We start from the raw sequence: 23,317 nt of genomic DNA, 5'->3' as shown, positions 1-23,317 counted from the left end.
TTTTTTAGATATAACCCTTTCGGCCATGCCACAACACATGGTTTTGCCAGCAACAGAATACAATTACAGGGAATAGGTTTCCCTCATTTCCCTGATAGCATCCCTCAGCCGGGCTGCTTCCTCGAATTCCAGGTTGCGGGCAGCCTCATGCATCTCCGCCTCCATATCAATAAGCATGCTATTGGCCTCCATTTTGGAAAGACCCATGTCAACTCCGGTAGCAGGAGTGGATACCTCTTCAGCCTCCACAATTTCACGCTGAATTTCCTTCATGATACTGGTCGGTGTGATGTTATGCTTGCGATTGAATTCCAGTTGCAGATTACGCCTCCTTTCCATCTCACTCATTGCACGGGACATTGAACCGGTAATCCTGTCCGCATACATAATAGCATAAGCATCCACATTCCGAGAAGCCCGGCCAATCGTCTGGATAAGAGAGCGTTCCGACCTGAGAAAACCTTCCTTATCTGCATCAAGTATTGCCACAAGAGCGACCTCGGGAATGTCCAATCCTTCACGTAACAGGTTAATCCCCACAAGCACATCAAAGGTGCCCTTACGCAATTCCCGCACGATCTCGGCCCGCTCCAGGGTATCGATGTCCGAATGCATATAGCGCACCCTGATACCCATCTCCAACAGGTAGTCAGTCAGATCCTCAGCCATTTTCTTTGTCAGAGTTGTCACAAGAGTCCTGTAACCGCTTTCCGATACCTTCCGGACTTCTTCCATCAGGTCATCGATTTGATTTGCCACAGGCCTGACCTAGACCGGTGGGTCAACCAGCCCTGTCGGACGAATGATCTGCTCCACTACCTGATCACTCAATCCCAGCTCATAATCCGCAGGTGTGGCGGAAACATAAACAACCTGATTGATTCTCTCCTCGAATTCCCTGTAATTCAGAGGGCGGTTGTCATAGGCAGAAGGCAAACGGAACCCATATTCAATGAGAGATTTTTTGCGTGCCCGATCCCCATTATGCATCCCCCCTATCTGCGGGATAGTCACATGGGATTCATCGATGATGAGCAAATAATCATCCGGAAAGAAATCCAGCAGTGAAGAAGGAGCCTCACCTGGTTTGCGGCCATCAAAATGACGGGAATAATTTTCAATACCACTGCAATACCCAAGCTCTTCTATCATTTCGATATCAAACCTTGTGCGTTGCATGATACGCTGGGCTTCCAGTAATTGACCCTGTTTTTCAAATTCGGCAACTGTATCCTTCAATTCCTCTTCAATAGATACGAGAGCACGATCAATCTGTGACTGGGGCATAACAAAATGCTTGGCAGGATATATCACAACCTGCATATAGTCTTCCACTTCACGTACAACCTTGCCGGTAAGTGGTTCAAAATAGGATATCCTGTCAATCTCATCCCCGAACATCTCTACCCGCACTGCTACATTATCCTGCGCCGGGAAAATCTCAACAGTGTCCCCACGGGCACGAAAAGTACCCTGGGTGAATTCCACATCATTCCTTTCATACTGGATATCTACAAGTTTACTGAATATCCAGCTCCTGTCAACCTCATCCCCCGGTTTCATAAAAAGGGACATTTCCTGCCATTCCCTGGGAGAACCCAGATTGTAGATGCATGACACACTGGACACAACAATCACATCCCTGCGCTCCATAAGCGACTTGGTGGCAGACAGCCTCAACCTGTCTATCTCTTCATTGATGGAAGAATCTTTTTCAATGTAGGTATCAGTTGTGGGAAGATAGGCCTCAGGCTGGTAATAATCGTAATAACTGACAAAATATTCCACCGCGTTGTCCGGGAAAAAGTCGCGGAATTCTGAAAACAACTGGGCTGCAAGGGTTTTGTTATGAGCAATTACAAGGGTAGGCCTCTGCACATTTTGAATGACATTTGCCATTGTGAAGGTTTTACCTGAACCGGTCACACCCAGCAGTGTCTGGTGTGTGAAACCACCGTTTATACCATTCGAGAGGTTTTCGATCGCCTGTGGCTGGTCACCACGCGGACTGTAGTTTGATACAAGTTCAAACTCCGGCATACTACATCCTATCTGTTGTGAAAACGTATATAATTATACCAATACTACCACCAAAAGGTAAATCAGCATCAGAATGATGGCAAGCACCATCGCCTTTTTAGAAGTATTGCTGTCTGAGCCAAAAATTATCGGCAGGGGGCCGATCATGATCACTCCTCCACTTTTGACATCAGAGCGAAAAGAGTCCCTCTTGTCATCTTTTTGAACTCCATTCACAGTACCATGTGCCTGTGATAACGACTGTTTTTTGTGAAATACATTTTGTTCACTGATACCCCGTATTATCAGGAAAATGCCAAACCCAATAAGAACCATACCTCCGTAAACAAGTATATTCCCGATCAACGGTTAGTCCTCCATAACAAAATGTAAATCCCAAATATTAAAAGTCCTAATAGAAGCATTGAATAGGAAACACCTTCAGAAGACCCTATCACAATGGGGATAGGACCTATAAGCACAAGCCCGCCAAATTCTGCGTGACCTGCATTTTCATAAATCGCTTTTATAATAAGACCTAAGGACAATAGAAAAAAGCCGATTGCAACCAGCACGAAACCCTTTATTATAGAATTTTCTGCTGAGTTCATGAGAAAAGATTAGGTTTCAGATATTAAATATCATTCCTCTGGATGTAACCCGGAGAAAAAGACTGATGAACTGAAGATTGCTCTTCCATATCGCCCACATAAAGATACTCCCGATTGGTGCGATTGCCCCGTCTCTGGAGGAGACCTTTACGATACATCCGGGAAAGGTATGTGGACACAGTGCTCAGTTTGATTGGGCCATACACTTGCTCATACTGATGCTGTATTTCCTGAGAAGTACCCCACATACGTGGAAACTCGTATTTCAGGAACAATTCAAGTCTTTCACTTATTGTCAACGAGGGATCTGATTTTGATTTATTCACCTGTTGAGAAGGAAAGGACCGGTTTACACTACCACCTTGCTGTCCCTGCTGGACATGAGGTGGCTGGGACATCGATGGTGCCTGGGTGGTGGGTTGCATGGGAGGTGGTGATTGTGGCATCATCGACGGGTAGTAAACCGGTGGGTAATACATTGGATTATAGTAATGTTGTGCAGGCATAGGCGGATAATTTGGGGGAACCATCTGTGGCGGAACCTGCTGCTGCTGCTGTGGTGGATATTGAACACCGGAATGTGAAGGTGTGTTTACTTCATGACTGTTTTGTGATTGTGAAGAAAGGTTAAAAGATGAAGATTCTTCCGATGGAGGTTGCGCCTCACCAAACATGTTGATAAACTGGATCGAGCGATTTTGCCAAGTATCCCCTTCAAATTGGACTCTGGCAACCTCGTTGTCATCATCATCGAATAACTCGAGTCGAATCTTCATCTTTTAGCCTCTGCATAAGTCCATCCATCCCCTCAGATGCAATGGAGTGCAAAGCCATTCATCCCCTCAGATTTATGGTTTGCATTGTTTAGATTGACTTGTGAAGCGTAATTACAGTTTCACACATCCATTATATGCAATATTTGCTATGATAAGATCATATATAAGTCTTTTGTTATATATTTGTTTTAAACTGTTTTTTACTTGTGAAAAACAATAAAATAAAAGTAAACAATTTAAAAGTCCATATTTCTCATTATTCACAGCCAATAAAGAGAACAAAGTGATATAAATATTACCATAACTCACCTATTTCTCCAATAGAAACGGAGGGGTTGTTTTTATCTGTATAGAAGTGTGAAATAAGGCATATAACAGGATAATCTCCGCACAAACACAGATGAAAAACATAAAAACAGAGGTAAAAACTACACATAATAGCCCAGATAATACCTGAAATCAGGAGTGGATTTATATTCGATGATATGCATAGGGACGCATTATGTCCGATGCAACTGCAAATACTCCTATTGAAAATACCAATAACACTGTTGATACTGCAGAGGAGATGGACTCTGAGATCGAATCACTCAAAAAGGAAAATGAGGAACTACGGGTCCAGAGTGAATCAATGAGGGCAAAGCTTCTTGAAGCCAATATGCTGGCAAACAACTACCTCGAGGAAATGGAAAAACTCAAGGAACAACTCGAGCGTATTACATCACCCCCCCTTTTCATTGCAACTGTCGTGGAAACAGAAGATGATATGGCGCTTATCCGTCAGCATGGCAACAACCAGGAAGTCGTTACACAGATCCCCGCAGAATTCAAGGATGAAATCGAACCAGGTGTGCGAGTATCCATCAATGCTGCATTTTCCATTGTATCAGTAATGCGCAAAGCAACCGACATGCGCGCCCAGATAATGGAAGTTATCAGTTCCCCTGATGTAGATTATGATATGATAGGCGGGCTGGATGACGTCCTCAACGAGGTTATCGAATCCGTAGAGATGCCCCTTACCGAACCCGAACTATTTGATAAGATCGGTATCGAACCTCCATCCGGTGTCCTTATGTATGGTGATCCCGGCACAGGAAAAACACTGATTGCCAAAGCAGTGGCATCTCGCGCCCATGCAAGTTTCATACGTATGTCCGGTTCGGACCTGGTCCAGAAATTCATCGGAGAAGGAGCAAGGCTTGTAAAAGATGTATTCCAGATGGCCCGGGACAAATCCCCGTGCATACTGTTTATTGATGAAATCGATGCCGTGGGCGGAATGCGTACCCATGACGGCACCACAGGTTCTGCAGAAGTAAATCGTACAATGCTGCAACTGTTGTCCGAGATGGATGGATTCGAGCCACGCGGCCAAGTTAAGATCATAGCGGCCACAAATCGTATAGACCTGCTTGACCCGGCACTTCTTCGCCCGGGAAGGTTTGACAGGGTGATCGAGGTACCAATACCCGATGAGAAAGCGCGCGAGGATATCCTCAGGATCCACACCCGCCACATGAATCTTGCAGATGATGTGGACATGACCAAACTTGCTAAGATGGCCAACGGCCTGAGTGGAGCAGACCTCAAGATCATTGTCAAAGAGGCAGGGATGTTTGTCCTGCGTCGCAGGGGCGAACAGATCACCATGAAGGATCTGACTGAAGCCTTCAACAAGGTCACAACTGAAGAAGAACAGAGCACAGCAAGCGGGATGTTTGCCTAACCCCGCTTCCTGTTTTTACAAAAGCTTAATATAACATAAATTGCTTTAGAATTGTGCCCTCATGGCAATGCGCTCCGATAGTGTAGCACGGCCAATCATACAGGACTCTCACTCCTGTGACTCGGGTTCGAATCCCGATCGGAGCACTCAAAATTTATAGATAGTCCTATTACTAACTACAATTTTTGATTGTTTACTTTGAATAGTTAATCCTTTTTTCATACATCAAGTTGATGCTAGCAATGGAAGACTATGCGCATATGAAAATCTGCAAAAAATCAACTTTTCACATAATCCTTTATAAAAAGAAAACCATCTTTTATATACACCAGGGAAGTAAAACCGACAACAATAGATGACAACATCGTTCAGATTTCTTTTCAAATCTTCCCTGGTATACCTCAACAATCATTTCTCGGCTCTGTAGAAATCCTCATTTGAATAATTACTGAAATAGAAGTTGCCCTGTCTATATTATGGATTAATAATTTGAACTTGACCTCTTTTGCCTGATTTCTGTATTTTGTTGCCTTCAGTTCTTCCCCATATTTCCTTTTCAAAACAGAAAACATCGTCTCTACCAGGTTTCTGTAATGATAGATGTCCTCATCAAACTCATCTCTCATTTTACGACGGTATTTTCCTTTGATCTTCTTCCTTTTTCGACATCTTACAGGTATGATGGCTTCTGCTCTATAGTCATTACCTGTATACTCTTTAATCAATACCAATGTCAGTAACTGATGTTGAGTATATTTTCGTTTGGAATATTTACAACTATAGATTGGAAGACGGGATCTTCCAGCTACAGACATAGCTGTATCGATAAAGTTTAAGTAATCGCTTGACATGCCATTAAATCACAGATTTAATGGGAGTTCCAGATTTCCAATCTGGAACAAAACACATTCATCCCCTTTGTGTTTTTGTGGTTAAAATCACATTGGGGACCTCTTCTTATAAAAATAATAATGTATTAGTGGAAGTTAGAGGAAAGGGTTTCTACAGAGCCGAATTTCTACTTATTTTTAGATAGCTTCCGCTCTCAGGCCATCACCCCTTTTCTTTTTAACGTCCTCATTTGATGCAAATTGAAACAAAACGCCGTCACCATCATTTTTAGATTTACTCGTTTCACTGTCGTAACCATCACTTTTCCCGCTTTGAATACGCCTTTTGTCACCGCATACACCCTTTCACAGGGCATCCTCTGTACACTAATCCTGTCATAATCTGCTTGATATTCAATGGTTTTCCTCTTACAGCTCTTTGCATCGTTGCTGCAAATCCCTTTGCCGCCACTCCGAAATATCCCTTATCCCTATACTCCACTTCTCCCTCTTCGGACAGATCCACCTGTGAATCATGTACTGATGCCACAGTCGTTTCAAACCTTCGAATCAACTCATTCTCCTTATCAATAATCGTATGCAGTTTGTACCCAAAATATGATTTGCCACCTTTTTTTGACCAATTCCCATCCCTGCTTCTTCTTGTTTTTGCCTCATCACCTCTCATTTTCTCCTGATTGGCATGTCCTGGTTCTGCAACAATAAAGGTTGCATCCTGAATCATTCCCTTTTTAATTTCCAATCCTCTACAATCAATCTGTCTTTGTAGTTCTCCCCATATTTGTTCTTCCAGTTCCAATTTTGCAATCCTCTCCCTGAATGACCATACAGTTGTGTCATCAGGTATTCGTTTTGGAAAATGTTGCAGATTGAAAATCTGCAACTCCTGTTAAATCTCTGATTCAACATGACCCAGGAACTTTCTGAATGAAATACGATCAATGCATTGTCGTTCAAGTTCTGGATCAAAAAAGACCATGTCATTGTTGTAACACAAGCATTTTGAACATCATTACAACATCATTTTCAGGTCGACCACCTTTGTCTGTCCTGTTGATATACATAGATTCCAGTATGGTACGAAATGGTTTCCAGTTGATCAACTTGTCTATTTCGGATAGTTTGTCACCAGCAGCTATCAAACGGTCATATTCCTGTTTCAGGGTGAAATTACTAAAGGTACTCATATAACTAAATTTATCTTAATTAAATATAAATATTGTTATTTAGTTTGACTGAGAAGAGGGGTTAATCGGAAATCTCTGTACTATAATTTTGTGCTTGCTATTTTTCAAAAAATATATTCAAAAACATTCGATATACTCATGTATTTGTTTCATCAATTTATCCTACCTAATTTTGTTGTATATACACGTAATTAACTAATCTAAATGAAATTCTTTTTATGAGTAAAGCTTAGACTACTTTAAAAGGACAATAAATAAATAATTTGATAGATAATAGAATAAATATGAGCGAGAATTCCAATGTACCTAATACTGACGAATTAAAAAGACAAATAAAAAAATTAGATGATGAATCTCTTTCTAAAATGGCTAAAGATGTCGGCGTAAAAAACGAAATTAAAAATTTGTCAAAAAAAGAGATAGTTGACGAAATTATTAATTCAAATACTACAGATGATTTAAACAAGCTCTTTCTTTTAACAAAATATTTCCAAATATATCCTATTTTAAGTTCCCTCTCAAAAGACAAGATTTTAAAAAGTGTTCCCATAGACAAACGAAGACGATTCGAATCAAAAGAAAAAAAAGAAGGGATCATAGAGACAATAAAGGTATGGATACTAAAAAACACATTGGATTCTGAAATAATATACAATAAAGCTTGTATGTGGTCGATGTATGCAAAAATAAATTCATTAAAAAAGAAGGATGATTTGATAATAATTGCAAAAGAATTAGGAATTGACATAGAGGAAAATGATGATATAAAAACGATAAAAAATAAAATAGAACAGTTAATTGGGAATGAGAAAATATCTAAAGATAATTTAAAGAAAGCAATTGATACCACATTGCCAAATAAGAAAAGTAATGCTAAATCAAAAAATACAGCACAATTAGCTAGTGAAGTAAAATCGCTAAAATCAGAAATAATATTGATGAAGCAGGAAATTAATCAGCAACAGCATATAATATCTGAATTAGCATCTTTACTAAGCAATTTAGATAAAAAAATGGATGAACAAAAAGTCTTCCAACAGAATATCCTAAATAAAACAGAAGGAAAATTAGACGAATATTGTAATGTTAAGAATACAGGAAAGTTACTAAAAGAAATAAATAAAAATAGATTAGATCAAAGTGGAATTCTCAGATCTGATACGTTTTATCAATTAAAGTCACAACTTAATTCACAAGGGTTTAATGATATCGATATCCTAAGAGATGGACTAAATATAGTTACTCTTGATTACTTGCTCAATATTACAAAAAGAATAGAATGGGACATAGATATCAATTCATTTTATTCTGTCTTACATGCAGAAGCTATGAATTTAAACAACAATTTACAGTATTCAATTAAAATACCTCCATTAAAAGAGGCAGTATGCAAAAAAATGAACATATCAGCAGATAAATTTGATTCCTTCGTTTTACAATGTTTTGAACAGAATTTTGTTGATTTAGAAGTTGGAACTCCAATTGGTGAAACAGATGCTGGATGGATTGATACAGGGAAAAACAGATATTACTATATAAAATTCCTTAAGAGTTGATTTTTTGAAAACTTCATCATTCGTGGAAGCTCTACAGCAGGACCCACCATTTTCGTTCCATAATTCAAATCCATATAACAAGTCATTATTAGTTGGCACAAAGGCTACAGAGTTAAAATCCCTGATGGACAAAGTTTTTGAAACATGTTTAGTTGACTCTTTGATGACAGCGATTGTTGGAAATCCAGGAACAGGTAAAACACATTTTTTGTGGAATTTAGAATATAGGACAAATATTGAAAAATCAAAAAATGGGATAGTAGTCATATTTAATTTAAAGGATAAAATCCCCACAACAGAACAAATACTTCAAAGTATATACACAAACACTCATTTTGTAGATCTGGCTGAAAAATATAACGTCGTACTTAAGGGGGAAAATTATGACGACAAAAAACAGGAAATTAATTATTTACTTTCTAGAGCAAAAGAAGATTGGAAAGATTTTGGATTATTTATCGGTGTTGATACTGTCGATGAATGTATAAGAAAAATAGTTGATTTAAAAAATGTAGAAAGCGATAAAGCTGTAGTAGATTTACTAGGAACATATAGATTAATTTTAGATACCTTTGATAATACTGCTGTAATCTTTGCCTTGACGAAAGATGTGTATCATATTTTTCGTGATGTTATAAGCGGGGATCAGACCTTACGTCGTAGAATCTTGGTACCAAATGGAATTGATGACAAACCTATAGAATTTGGATCATTAAAAGAAAAGGAAGCATATGAGCTTGTAACTGTTTCAATGAAAGAATGGGCTAAAAGGAACAATTTGGAAGAGATTGATTTCGGAAATTATCCTTTTTCAAAAGAAGCAATCTATTTAGCTTGGCGAGTTGCCTCGACTCCTGGGAGTTTAACAAAAATTTGTAGCCAATGTTTAAATAAAAAAGTTTATGAATATAATGATACCACAACAAAAGAAAAATCATTAAAAATATCTGAATATGAAATGGCTACAATTCTTTTGAAAAACAAGTCAGATCCAACTTTAGATTACAGAGAAAAATTATGGAATAATATAGATTACATCACTAAAAAAGACGAATATGAAAGTTTATTGAAAGATTTTATTGGAAATCAGAATTGGCAATTTAAAGATAAAGGTATATTATATGAATCATTCAAAGATTACTTTTTATCATTAGAATTTTCAATTAATAGTGGTGAAAGGGGTTTGTTTGTAGGATATACTATTGACGGCAACAAAAAAGAGGTGGAACTAAAATTTGTAGATGGGACTAAAATTCCGAAAATAGATTTCAAATCTGTGGCAAATAATTTGCTCAAAGGAATTTCAAATGCCTGTTTATTTATATATATTACAGATGAAGAGTATGATGAATATAAAGATAAAGATTTTTTAATATATGAAAATGAATTTATAGAAATTAGTAGATATTTTAGAAATAAAAATATAGACTATACACCCACCCTTGGATCAAAAAGATTGACATCAAATGATATTGAACAAATAATTGGAGTGAAAAAGATGAATAACATAAAGGAAAGAAAGAAATTATTTAACTACATTGACAATAAATTAAAAATGGCAAGATATCTTAAAAGCTTGATGGTTACTAAACCCTCAAAAATATGAGAATAAGGAAATTGGGTACATGTGCAAATATTGTAATCTTTTAAGAAGTGACAGGCCTTTTAAAATTCATCGTACAAATTCAAATACAGGAAAGATATTGATAGGCAAATTAGCTGAGAATTACTTATCCGATTTTGAAAATCGAATTTACAATATGGCAATGATAAATTCGATAATGACATGTGTAATTGGTCATCCAGGTGTAGGCAAAACACAAATGTTGCATTATATAGATTACGTTTCAAAAAAGAAAAATAATAGATTGTCAATGATATTAGATTTAAAAGATAAAACAATATCTGATGATGATTTAACAAATTATATACTCAAAAATGAAAGTGTAAATTCTTTTTTTAAAAAATATAATTATGATTTAGTCGATTATAATAATTCAGAAAGAAATTTAAAACAAATGCAAGAATTGATGACCAAAATTAGAGTTGATAATAGAAATAACAAAATTGGGTTTTGCCTATTGATAGATTCTGTAGATGAGTATGTAAGGAAAATGGAATCAAGTGGAAAAGGAAATAAGCGGGTAATAATAAGAAATTTGTTAGGAACTATAATGTCACTTTTTAACGATTTGAGTAATACATGTGTTGTTTTTGCTATAACACGTGATTTATATACAGATTTAAAAGAAAGTTTAAAGGATACATCACAAGGAAGAAGATTTTCTTTTGTAACAGATAAAAATGGAGAGCCTATTATTTTAGATAGGTTTGATTTTGAGGATTCAAAAAAAATGGTTCATAAATTTATGGAACTCTGGTCGAAAAGAAATGGAAATATTCAACTTCCTTGTATAGACTCTTGTAATGCTAATGGAGTCAATACTTTTCCATTCACTGAAGAAGCAATCGAATTATTTTGGGAATTGGGGAGTGTACCAGGTGATATCTCAATGGCTTGTTCATTAGCATTGAATGAGAAAATATTTAGTTGTAAATCAAATGACATAAATAACCTTATTGTGAATAAACACGATGCAGCCGAAGTTGTCAGACGTTTTTCTACTTATTTTGTTAACTACGGTAAAAATCAAGAATTACAAAATAAATTAGATAATCTCTTGGATGCAAAAGTGAAAACAGCAGAAATAGAGGGCATAAGGTATAATGCAAAAAAATATACAAATATTAGCTCTGAATTATTGATAGATTCATTCAGTAATTATCTTAAGTTATTAAACTCTAATTTTGGGATAAATGAAAGCGACAAACATGTGTTCATAAAAAACCGTAATCACTATGATTTGAAATTTGAAAATATAGATTTGTTGGTTCATTATAAAGCACATACTATTGGATTTCAATTTCTTTTAGATAATAAGTCCAATCATGATAAAATAAGGGCTATATTTGCTGCATTAACAAACAACCAAATAAATGAAGCTATATTTATTGTACTTAGTAACAATTTAATCGAAGGTATAGAAAAAAGAATAAATAATAATGTTAAAAAATTAATTCATAGTAAAAGCAAAGATTATTCTTATGTTGTAGAATTAAAACAATTAGATATGGAGGAATGTTGGGAAATAATAGGTTTGCATGATTTAGAAAATAGAGATAAAAAAGAAAAACTAACAACATTTATTGATAACAAAAAACTAAAATTCGATAAAACAATTTTTGGGTTAATAAATAAAAAACCCTTAGAAATGAAAATAAATAAAAATGTAATTGATTTAACTCCTGGTTCGCTAGATACGGGTAACTAATGTAGTTTCTTATATAAAATATTTCATTCATGAAATCCCAATCCTCCAAACTTATCATTAATTTGACCAATTATACCTTCCAATTCCTGCCCTTTAGCATTATTAGCTCGATTAGCAGATTCCATTTTTCTTTTTGCTTTATTTTTACAATGAATTACCCGAGATACATCAGGTTTTAATTCCAAAGATTGTTTAAATGCTTCATGTGCTGCTGTATAATTACCTGACATATAATTTATAACACCTTTATAATACCATGATTTTGAATTTGTTTTCTTTTTGGATATCGCCTCTGTTATAGCATCCTTGGCTCTATCATATTCTCCAAGACAAGCAATTACATAAGCCCTTTTTGTCAATGCCTTGATATTATCAGGTTCAATCTCCAGGCTTTTCTCGATATAGTCCAAAGCTTCTGAATAATGATTTTGCTTCTGCAATGCGTAGCCTTTCGCAAAAAGAATAGCAGCATTTTTAGGTTGATGATTTTCAAGTACATCATCTATAATTTTCATTGCTTCAACGATCTTATTCATTCTAATTAACAAACCTGCTTTCCAAGCACGTATGGTCCAGTTGTTTTCATCGAGTAAAAGTGCCCAATTATAACTCTTCTCTGCTTCTATATTATTGTCTAAAAACTGCATGGCAAGAGCACGATGTGACCAAGCAGGCACATAATCAGGACGTAACTTAAGAGTAGCATCAAAATCTTTCAATGCCATTTCAAACTGCTCATCTCTCAAGTAGGCCAACCCACGGGCAAAAATTGCATGATAGTAATACTTATTTTTCTCAATTGCAGTATTAAAATGTTCAATTGCATCATCATAGTTCAAATTATGCAGGTATGAAATACCCTTATTATACCATGAACTTGATTTATTTGGATTACCAGATATATGTGTGAAAGCATGAATTGCCTCTGCAAACATCTTTCTATCAATCATACAATTTCCATAATCTTCCCACTCCTTTTCAGTATTTGGATTCAGCTTTATTTTATCATATGGAGTTGAATGTTTATTGTAGAGATTCGTCCATCGTTTCTTTTTATCCTGAGCTTCATTATTATCTGGATCATATTGCAAAATCGTTTCAATTTCCAGTAATGCACTACGATAATCTTTTTCATGTGCAAAATGGGTGGCTAAATCCCATAGATTGTCCAGCATATCTATAGAGATTACTACCGACGCTGTATAATCAACAGAAGCTTCTATTTCCTTTGAAAGAATTGATTTATACAACACTGGAATATTCTCTGAGAGAGTGTTTAAATGAATATTTCCGATAATTGAATCATTTCTGAAATGAACTTCCTTCTTTGATTGACTATCCTCCATAAATCCATATCCGATGTTTCCGTTATGTGCAACTGGGATAAAGCGGTATATTATACCCTTCTTTAATCCAAATGTGAATTTTGGATATAGATAGTTATGTTCAAAATCTGTTTTATCATCATCAACATTTTCATTATCGTTTTGTTGTTCTTCATTTATTGGGAGTTGCTCATCTTGCTGATCAGTCACTTCAGATTTATCAGTGGTCAGCCATCTATTGAATTCCTCGTTTTGATTTCCAGCCTCCGAATTTTTCAATTCGTCATTAATATCGTTGATAATATCTATGTACGACTCAATTTCAATATTTTCTACAGCAGATTTGGCCAATGTGTTTAGATCGGAAACGTAATCGTTAGGTATATTGGTATCCTGGAGCGTATATATCGTCGATCCTACAAGCAATGAAAGTTGTTCACGGAATTCTTCATCAGAATCTATTTCATTAAGGATACTCTGGATAATTTCTAAGAATAATGCATATTCATGCTGATTTCGGCTTAATATAACAAACTCAAAAAACAGTTTATCATGAGATATTGTTTTTCCTTCGTAGAAATACTTTGCAATATCAACTAGTGCTTTCTCTTCATCACCTGCAACAAGATGACAAAAAATAGCGTTGTATAGGGAATCTTTGCTATTATCAATTTCAAATGTTCTATCGAAATATTTTCCTGCATCAGGGTAGTTATGTGCTTTTAATTTAAGGCAACCAGTACTATAGGCAATGGTAGCACATTCTGGATATTGGTCACTTAGTTTTTCTAGTTCTATTGAGAGAGACTCTATTTTTTCCCTATCATCTTGCTTTATTGCATTCTGGTATTTTGAAAAAATACTATCCCATATTGATTTCTCATCATCCTCTGAAACTTTTAATATATCTGGCACCTGAGTAATTGGTTGATCTTTGGGATGAAGATAAGTGATAATAGAGTCATTTTTTGCAAAGGCATCTATCTTTTTCACAATCTCATTTTCATAAAATGAGTTATTTTCATTTTCAACATCTTCAGAATCATTGCTTGTAGAAGTATCTTGTTCAACAATTTCTTCATTACAACAGCTGTTTGGAAACAATTGCCATAATATTATAGCATCATATTTTATTCCCGCTATATTGTCTTCATTAGTTAAAATGAGAGAATCAGAAGTAATAGTATCGATATATCCTTCTATTTCATTCCCTGTATTCAAAATCAATTTTGTATAATATCCTGTTTGTGCACTTGATTGCAGATTCTCAATTAATGTCATTCTTCATCCCCACTTACCATATATTTTAACAAACATATTTCTTTACTGATAGATAAATTTATGTGAATTGATGGAAGGTGGGGTAGGTATGCAATATAAGATATAAACCGCAAAGGTTTGTAGTCGGATTATTTATTATTCTGATATCACAGATTTAAATCGTTACATTTATATGTAAATTAATCAAACTGTAGGTACATACAACTAAAATTTAAACTCTAAATGGAAAAGTGCTTGATATGATTGAAAATTGTTCTAAAATAGCAGAATGTGAAAAGATATTGCATAATAGAACACAAAATATAACCTTGATAGGCGAAAATGTTCTTACTCCTCAAGAGGTAGAACATATAGGCAATTTGATAAAACAGCACTTATCTATTAGAGGGATAAAGTACTTAAAGCAATATGCAAAGGCTTCTGTATCTCATTTTTTAGTATGGAAAGGGATATATGAATATAATTCAGAAAATGGTGATTTTTGGTCTAGTGTAGAAGAAAGTATCGGAAAGTTGGATGCTATTCAAAAAACAAATATTGGAAAATTGTTTTTTTCATATTTACATGAAAATAATTTGCCAAAATTCAGTATTCCAAGTGCATTCAGATATGTTTCAAACATATTAATCCATGGAATGATCCCAAATTCAAATTTGGAAGAGTATTTTGACCAAGTCCTAATTAAAAGGAAAGACGAATTGCCCAGTACGGATTATGAAGGGATTAAGTTTTATCTAAATAAACAAAGGGCTTATAACAATCAAAGATTAAGGATAAATGAAAAGGGTTCGTCTAGACTCATAAATAAAAAGAAACTATCAATCTCAGACCAAGAAAATCTAAATTCAATCCCACAAGCTTTTCCGTATATTAGTGAATCAATAAGGAGATTTTTGTTATATGGAAATGAAATAGCAGATTGCTTTTTTTATAACTCCTATTTGATGCTAGAATTTGGCCAAAAAGGAACACTTTCACAAAAAAAAGACAATATTGAATTATCAGAACGAATTATAGATGCATTTATAGTTTGGTGGAATAATCCTCAAAATATTACAAAAACCAGTAGCAATAGTACAACTTCAATAAACAAACACGGAAGGTTTAGACAACCAATTATTAAATTTGATTATAAAGATGATTTAGTTTTAGTGTTGCCACAGCAAACTATCTTTGATGAATACATAAATAAGGTTATATTAGAAATCAGTGATGAACAGAATAACATCTATAAAGAAAAAATTTCTGCTTATCGCAACGGTAGCTACATTGAAACTGAAGAGAAAAAGATAAAACTAAAATTCCCTGCAACTAGGTATTTTTTCAGGTTACTAAATGGAAGTAAAAGACTCCAAAGTTGGGACTTTGAAAGTAGTTTTCATACAGATAGCCTTCTATTTGCTTTTGAATATGACAGTAAAAAAATAATACAAAAAGAAACATTACCACAAGATACAATAATAGTCGTTGCAGAAAAACAATATGATTTAAAGCCAGAATCTTTGATCTTTGAGAAAGGAGACCTATTTGGGAGTTGGTTTGGATATAGATATTTTGCAGTAAATATTCAAGATACAGAAAAACCCCTTTTTATAGAAGATAAAGAGCTGAATCGTCTTCATCTACCAGTGTCAGAAAAGAGGAATTTAAAGCCTAAACTTGTTAATGGGAATTTATTGAATTCTGTCACTTCTAATGGCAATCCAGTTTACTCTGGCGAACTTCCATCTATAAAAATACAAACTGAAAATTCTCTTGATAGTGCTGATTGGAATCTATATATTACATATCGTGGAGAAACCACACTTCAAAAACCCATCTATTCCAAACTTAATGATTATGAAAATATTTTAGAATATCCAGATGATTCAACCTGTGTAATTCCACTATCTGATGAGTCATTACTTGGAAATAATGCTGTAGGCAACTTCGATATAAGAATAACAAATGATATAGAAGGTATAGATTACGAATTTAACGTAGTTTTCATTCCTCCTATTAGTTTTGAATTTGATAGAGGAATATATATACCACAAACTGATGGTCCATATGAAATAAATTTGTATTTGAAAACTTCTGAAATTGTACCTATTGGCTCAAAAAATATAGTCAAACAAATAAATAACACCGATTATCACTTGCAAACAACTTCATCAGAAGATTATCTAAAAGAAAATTTTAGAATATTTGTCGATGTTAAAAGTCCTATACAAATACCTGTTGAATTTCATATGCCAAAATTGAAATGGAGTATTGAAGGTCTAAATAATCGAAAATACGAATCAGAATTCAGTGATTATGTTGAAGTTGAAGAAGAAGTGCTATTTGATTCAGATTCCAACCCCATATTAATTGTAAATTTATTCCCTGAAATAAATGGAAAATGTAAGTTGGAATTAGGACCTACAAAACAATATGAGGAAACGATATTAAGAAAAGGAATCTGTAAATTTGATTTATCGAAGTTTTCTGATACAATAAGATCCAATGAAAAAAGTATCATGAATTTTAGTTTTGATGTTTATGGAAACGATAATATAGAAGATGTCGATTTATTTGGCGTTCAGAAATGGAAAATAAGCAACATTAGACATTATATAGACAAAAAAGAGGACAAACGTATTTTTAAAATTGAATGGTCTGAAGAAGGAACCACTAAGGATAAAACATTAGCTTTCTGGAAACTAGGGTCAGGCCATGAAAAACTGTTACATCAAGAAAATATCGATAATAAAAGAAGTCCTATTACTTTTGAAATGACTGAAAGTGATATTCAAATTGGTAGATACTTGCTTCATTTTACAAAATCAGATGGATGGACTCCATTGGTATTTCCAGGGGAAAATATTCCGAATAGTAAAGAAATTCTTATTGATATCGATAATGAAAAACCTCTTGAAGAATTTAATAAATACTACGATGAAGCCAGATATATCGATGGTATAAGTCTCTTAAAAGATGCATATCGTAAAAATGACCATCTCAAAAGTTTATGGTTACACAAATTAAACATATTGGCTGACAAAGAAATTGAAGAAGCAATAAATGTATTTGATGATTTATTTTTCACAAAAACTGATTTACTAAATAGTGAATGTTTTACAATTATCAATCATTTATTGTTAAAAGCAAAACAACAAAGATTTGATTTATTTTCTAATAAAGTTTTTTTAAAAATATTAACGTATATGTTTATTGAAAATTATCAAAATAAAAAGATGTACTTTGCTTCTTTGATGAGATTAAATAAAGAAAATATTGATTTCAATCAGATAATAAAACATTTGAATAAGATTAATGAATTTAATGATATTGCTAGAGAACTGGGATCATTAATACAACACAAAACATTTCAAAATGATCCGACATTGAAATCTATTCAACAGAAAATTAAAAACATAAAGTTATGAGGAATTATGGATGTCACTTGATCCTATTAAGACTACAAAATACATTACTGATAAATATACTTCTTATCTTGCAAATATTTTTCAACTTAGTGACTCTGATTTGCAAAATCAATTCGTATCAAAATTGCAACCACAAGATTTTGTAAAAGGGCCTATTTTAGAAACAACTCCTTCGTTTAAAAAAGAAGATACATTAAATGTTCTAGTAAAGAAAGGAATACTATCGGATGAGTTCATTAATCTAAATTCCAACTCATTGCCAATTGATAGACCATTGTATTCACATCAGCAGAACGCAATTCAAAAAATTGTTAAGCACCAAAGGAATGTTGTAGTTGCAACAGGAACAGGAAGTGGAAAAACCGAAACGTTTACCATACCTATACTAAACTACTTGTTTGAACAAAAGAAACATGGAACACTTAATCCTGGAGTGCGTGCTCTTCTTCTCTACCCAATGAATGCACTTGCAAATGATCAACTAAAACGTTTTCGTAAATTGCTGGCAAATTATCCAGAAATAACATTTGGACGTTATACGGGAGAAACAGAGGAAAAAAGAAAAAGTGCTGAAGAACTATTCCAAAAGATGTATAAAGAAAAACCCTTGAAAAATGAATTGATATCAAGGGAAGAAATGAAAGCAAATCCACCACATATTTTGCTTACCAACTATGCAATGTTGGAATATCTACTTCTAAGACCTCAAGACAATGTCTTTTTTGATGGTGAGTTCTCAAATAACTGGAAATTCATAGTTGTTGATGAAGCCCATACCTACAGTGGTGCAAAGGGTATTGAGACTGCAATGTTACTTCGGCGATTAAAGGAACGCATTTCTACAAGAGCAAATGACCTAACATGTATTGCTACAAGTGCTACATTAGGCAATGAGAATGAAACACCCGATGACATTGCTAAATTTGCATCGGGTCTTTTCAGTGAACCATTTGAAACTGAAGATATAGTAAAAGCAATTGATGAAGATAGGATTGTTGGGAAATGTTGGGGTGTACCGAATGAAAAATTATATTCTGAATGGCAGGAAATACTTTCCAATGTTTCAGATAATAAATTAGAGCAACTTGCGAATTCAGCAGTGATGCATAAAGTGCCTTCACAGATTATTGAAAAGGCAAAAGCAGATTCAGATGGAGATTATAAGAAATTTCTTTATTTTATTTTAAAAGGTGATCGAAATTTAATCTCCTTACAAGAAACAATTGAAGAAAAAAATAGTGAAGTTCTTTCAAAAACAGCAAAACAAATATTTTCAAAAAATAGTAATTCTGAAGAAACTTTGGTTTCATTAGTTGACATTGCTAACCAAGCACGAAATAATCCAAATGATCAACCTCTTTTACCAGCTAGATACCATTTATTCATAAAATCGATGGAAGGGGCTTTTGTAGGGTTTTATCCAAAAAAACAATTGTTTTTGCAAAGAATGGAATGTGTAACAGAAAATGGAATAAATTATCCAGTATTTGAAATTGGTAATTGTCATAATTGTGGATCAGTCTACATTGTAGGTAAAAAGTCAAATGATGATGGAAAAAATGTCCTCAAACAGCCGAGTAAATCATATTATGAAAATGAAAGTTCTCTTGAGTATTATTTACTCATGAATAATGAATTTGAATTAGTTCCTATTAATGAAGATGAAGAGGAGATAGAGAATAGAGCAAGTGATAAATATTATCTATGTCCAAAATGTGGAGCAATCGACAAGATAAATCTCGTTAATTCACTTTGCGAATGTAATGAAGCAGATTATATTCCTTTGACAAAAGTTGTCTCTAGAAATGGAATGGTGCATAAATGTCCTGCTTGTTCAAAAACAAATACTAAGAGTTCTGTTGTAACTCGCTTTTTGCAAAGCAGAGATGCAATCGCAAGTGTATTGTCTACTTCTTTATATCAACAAATACCTGATAAAGAATCAACAGTTGATATCTTGGAAAAAGATTCTCAGGATGATGAAAATGAATGGATAACAATAAAAGATGAGCCTGAAAAATCTATAATGGAAAAAGATTCAAGGCAATTACTTATTTTTTCAGATAATAGACAGGATGCAGCTTTTTTTGCTCCCTTCTTAAACAGAACATACTCTAAAATATTGCGAAGGCATCTCATATTACAAACTATTGAAGAAAACAAGCAAAAAATAATTGATAATCAGTGGCAAATTGAAGATATTATAATTCCCCTTAAGAAAAAAATACGTGAACTAAGCTTATTCCCATCAATAAGTCTACAACAGTTGGAAGATGAAGCTTGGAAATGGTTGTTGTATGAATTAATGAATGTTGATGGAAAGAATGGTTTAGAACATATGGGATTTCTGGGTTTTGAATTAGTAAAGCCAAGTCAGTGGTGTGCACCACCTCCATTAAAAAAAGACCCATGGAATTTAACTGACGATGAAATATGGACATTATACCAAATATTATTAAATGACTTCAGGGATTACGGTGCTATTACTTTTCCTGATTCTATCGACCCTTACGATTCCTTTTTTGAACCCAAAAATCAAAAACGATATTTCAGGCATACGGGTTCATCAAAAGATAGAAACATAAAAGGCTGGACTCCCTCAGGTGGACTAAATAGTAGATTAGATTTTCTTCAAAGATTATACTATAAAATCAATTCAACAAATTGTGAAGAGAATTGTACTGAATTGCTATCAAATATGTGGAAAAAAGGATTGAATAAACTAATATGGGACAAACATTTGATAGAAACCGCACTTAACTCAGAAGGAACTGGTTTCCAAATCAATCATAAATTGTGGCAAATTAAAGATGGAGACCAATTGCAATGGTACTACTGCAATAAATGTAAAACTCTGACTCATTTGAATTTGAAAAATATTTGTCCAAACTATCGTTGCAATGGAATGCTCGAAAAATGTAATCCTTCTGAAATGTATGAAGATGACCACTACAAAAATTTGTATTCCGAATTGAAACCATTGAGGATGAAAGCTGAAGAACATACTGCTCAGCTAAGTAGTGAAACTGCTGCAGATTATCAGTCTAGGTTTATCAATGGAGATATCAATGTCCTTAGTTGTTCTACTACTTTTGAACTTGGAGTTGATGTCGGAGATTTAGAATCTGTTTTCCTGTTAAACGTTCCTCCCTCAGCATCAAACTATGTACAGAGGGCAGGAAGAGCTGGGAGACGTACTGATTCTACAGCTTTTGTATTGACATTTTGCAGACGGCGTTCGCATGATATGACATATTTTGCAGATCCAATAAAGATGGTCTCAGGTATGGTGAGTACACCTCATTTTGAAATAGAGAATGAAATCATTGTTCAAAGACATGTTTATGCAACAGCACTTGCTAAATTCTGGATGATGAATTCAGATATGTTCAAAAAGACAGAAGACTTCTTTTTTAATCCAAATAAAAACGGGCCCGAAAAATTAAGGGAATACCTGGAATCAGAACCAAAGGATCTGTTAGAATCAATTAAAAAAATCGTTCCTCAAAACTTACATTCAAAATTAAATCTCGATAGTTGGGGATGGGTTTCAGGTCTTTATGATGAAAATAATGGTGTATTATTAAAAGCAAAAGAAGAAGTCGAATCTGATATAGGTATATTGTCAACATCTAGAAATAAAAAAATTAGTGAAGGAAAAAAATCCGACTATCTTCTAAGAATGATTAATACTATTAAAAAACGCCCTTTGATAAACTATCTTTCAGCACATAACGTAATTCCCAGGTATGGGTTCCCCATAGATGTTGTAGAGCTTCAGTTGATAAGTCATTCTGATGCAGGAAATAAATTGGAATTAAGTAGAGATCTTAGAATGGCTTTATCAGAATATGCTCCTGGAAGCGAAATCGTTGCAGGTGGACAACTTTGGCAAAGTAGATATTTAAAGAAAATACCTCATAGAGAATGGCCAAAATATCAATATGCAATTTGTGAAAAATGTCATAGGTATCAACGGGTGCTAGCAACTTCAAATGATGGATTAACTGTATGTGATTCATGTGGTTATCCACTAGATACTGGTATAAGAGGTACATTCGTTGTACCAGAATTTGGCTTCATAAGCAGCAGGAAACCACCAAAGAAACCTGGCAATAAAAAACCTAAAAAAACCTACACAACACGCACATATTATTCGGGTGAAGTGAATAAAGAAAAAGAGTTATCAGTTAGTCTAGGTCATTTAAATATAAATGCCATGGTAGGTAATCATGGTAAATTAGCGATTGTTAATAATGCAGGTGGGCAAGGATTTAAAGTTTGTCCATTATGTGGATACACTATTTTAGGAAACGACAAAGCACCGACATCACATGAAAATACTTGGGGTGGAGAATGTGAAGGTACTTTGATGAGGTACCATTTAGGCCATGAATACAAAACGGATGTACTACAATTAAGCTTTGAAGATTACGATAATTGGGACATGGGATTTTGGTATTCTGTTCTTTATGGTTTATTGGAAGGTGCAAGCATTTATTTCGATATTGAAAGACAAGATCTGGATGGCTGTTTATATCCCTATATTGGAGAACCAGATTCATTAGCCCTTCTAATATTTGATAATGTGCCTGGTGGTGCAGGGCATGTAAAAAGAATTGCGAAAGATCAGGATTCAATAATCAATCTCTTTAAAACTACATACACGAAAATGAGAGAATGTACGTGTGGAGGAAAAGAGGGCAATTCTAGTTGTTATGGATGTTTAAGAAATTATGGAAATCAATTTTGCCATGAAGAATTAAACAGAGGGAAAGTTATGGAGTTTCTAGAGAAATTTTGGTTGAAAGTAGAAGCAAATAAAAATGCTACTGTATAAAAATAGTAATATTTCCCCAGATGTAATGGCAGTTACCTATAGACTGATTATGTATTTAGGAGGATTGCCATCATTTGTTGGGTTAGGATAATCTAATTGATACAATAAGATATTATTTTGGATTTAATGCTAGTGATAATAGATGAAATCAAAAAAACCAATACTGATAACTGGAGGAGACGGTTTCATTGGGAAAAGTTTGGTAACTAGATTTTTGAAACTGAAAATACCTGTAATCGTCATTGACAACAATATAACTAGTTATCCTCAAAATATTCAAGATAAATCATTTAAAAGAATAACAGAATGGCTCTGTAGAAATCCTCATTTGAATAATTACTGAAATAGAAGTTGCCCTGTCTATATTATGGATTAATAATTTGAACTTGACCTCTTTTGC

At 34.2% G+C, this 23,317-nt stretch carries 11 protein-coding genes, 1 tRNA gene and 4 pseudogenes; 8 read left to right on the top strand and 8 right to left on the bottom strand.

Translation table 11 applies throughout. The features are described 5' to 3' along the window. Window positions 1-63: 63 nt before the first annotated feature. The 4 genes and pseudogenes from uvrB to CP947_RS08590 form a co-directional block, all read right to left on the bottom strand. Window positions 64-2,040, bottom strand: a pseudogene (gene uvrB, locus CP947_RS11065) (excinuclease ABC subunit UvrB). 33 nt (window positions 2,041-2,073) lie between these two features. Further along, window positions 2,074-2,385: a TIGR00304 family membrane protein gene (locus CP947_RS08600; RefSeq protein ID WP_207891987.1), complete on the bottom strand. Its 312-nt coding sequence runs from the start codon at window positions 2,383-2,385 to the stop codon at window positions 2,074-2,076. Beyond that, window positions 2,382-2,630, bottom strand: coding sequence for a TIGR00304 family membrane protein (locus tag CP947_RS08595; protein ID WP_096712800.1), 249 nt, complete (start codon window positions 2,628-2,630; stop codon window positions 2,382-2,384). The genes CP947_RS08600 and CP947_RS08595 overlap by 4 nt, the downstream gene beginning before the upstream one ends. A 23-nt stretch (window positions 2,631-2,653) precedes the next feature. Next, entirely contained in the window at window positions 2,654-3,406 is a 753-nt protein-coding gene (locus CP947_RS08590) for a hypothetical protein (protein ID WP_096712799.1), read from the bottom strand. A 502-nt stretch (window positions 3,407-3,908) separates the two neighbouring features. Between CP947_RS08590 and CP947_RS08585 the strand changes: the two genes are divergently transcribed. Then, window positions 3,909-5,135: a proteasome-activating nucleotidase gene (locus CP947_RS08585; RefSeq protein WP_096712798.1), complete on the top strand. Its 1,227-nt coding sequence runs from the start codon at window positions 3,909-3,911 to the stop codon at window positions 5,133-5,135. A 71-nt stretch (window positions 5,136-5,206) separates the two neighbouring features. Next, window positions 5,207-5,281: transfer RNA gene (locus CP947_RS08580), tRNA-Glu, on the top strand. A gap of 255 nt (window positions 5,282-5,536) precedes the next feature. Here CP947_RS08580 and CP947_RS08575 read toward each other — a convergent pair. Together CP947_RS08575 and CP947_RS08570 are read right to left on the bottom strand one after the other, a co-directional pair. Continuing rightward, the gene (locus CP947_RS08575) at window positions 5,537-5,986 is read right to left on the bottom strand and encodes a transposase (protein WP_096712797.1); all 450 of its coding nucleotides are present in this window, start codon (window positions 5,984-5,986) and stop codon (window positions 5,537-5,539) included. Window positions 5,987-6,180: 194 nt separating this feature from the next. Continuing rightward, window positions 6,181-7,173, bottom strand: a pseudogene (locus tag CP947_RS08570) (IS5 family transposase). A gap of 284 nt (window positions 7,174-7,457) precedes the next feature. On the opposite strand from CP947_RS08570, the gene CP947_RS08565 reads away from it, so the two are divergent. From CP947_RS08565 to CP947_RS08555, 3 genes are all read left to right on the top strand, one after another. Continuing rightward, window positions 7,458-8,729 carry a hypothetical protein gene (locus CP947_RS08565; protein WP_105460934.1) on the top strand — a complete coding sequence of 424 codons (1,272 nt, stop codon included), beginning with the start codon at window positions 7,458-7,460 and terminating at the stop codon, window positions 8,727-8,729. A 4-nt stretch (window positions 8,730-8,733) separates the two neighbouring features. Beyond that, window positions 8,734-10,335, top strand: coding sequence for a hypothetical protein (locus CP947_RS08560; RefSeq protein WP_132130904.1), 1,602 nt, complete (start codon window positions 8,734-8,736; stop codon window positions 10,333-10,335). A 154-nt stretch (window positions 10,336-10,489) separates the two neighbouring features. After that, window positions 10,490-12,061, top strand: coding sequence for an AAA family ATPase (locus tag CP947_RS08555; RefSeq protein ID WP_165868967.1), 1,572 nt, complete (start codon window positions 10,490-10,492; stop codon window positions 12,059-12,061). 23 nt (window positions 12,062-12,084) lie between these two features. Here CP947_RS08555 and CP947_RS08550 read toward each other — a convergent pair whose 3' ends face one another. After that, window positions 12,085-14,667, bottom strand: coding sequence for a tetratricopeptide repeat protein (locus tag CP947_RS08550; protein ID WP_096712793.1), 2,583 nt, complete (start codon window positions 14,665-14,667; stop codon window positions 12,085-12,087). Between the two features lie 239 nt (window positions 14,668-14,906). On the opposite strand from CP947_RS08550, the gene CP947_RS08545 reads away from it, so the two are divergent. The 3 genes and pseudogenes from CP947_RS08545 to CP947_RS11060 form a co-directional block, all read left to right on the top strand. Further along, a complete protein-coding gene (locus CP947_RS08545; RefSeq protein ID WP_096712792.1) occupies window positions 14,907-18,077 on the top strand; it encodes a hypothetical protein in 3,171 nt (1,056 codons plus the stop codon). A 10-nt stretch (window positions 18,078-18,087) separates the two neighbouring features. After that, a complete protein-coding gene (locus tag CP947_RS08540) occupies window positions 18,088-22,917 on the top strand; it encodes a DEAD/DEAH box helicase (protein ID WP_096712791.1) in 4,830 nt (1,609 codons plus the stop codon). 142 nt (window positions 22,918-23,059) lie between these two features. After that, window positions 23,060-23,194: pseudogene (locus CP947_RS11060) on the top strand (NAD-dependent epimerase/dehydratase family protein); the annotation flags it as partial. 9 nt (window positions 23,195-23,203) lie between these two features. On the opposite strand, the pseudogene CP947_RS10295 reads toward CP947_RS11060, so the two are convergent. Beyond that, a pseudogene (locus CP947_RS10295) lies at window positions 23,204-23,317 on the bottom strand (IS5 family transposase); the annotation flags it as partial.

It is taken from the genome of Methanohalophilus euhalobius, assembly GCF_900215215.1.
GTDB lineage: Archaea > Halobacteriota > Methanosarcinia > Methanosarcinales > Methanosarcinaceae > Methanohalophilus > Methanohalophilus euhalobius.
Note: the sequence above shows the minus strand (reverse complement) of the source record. Positions and strands in the feature narration are given on the sequence as shown.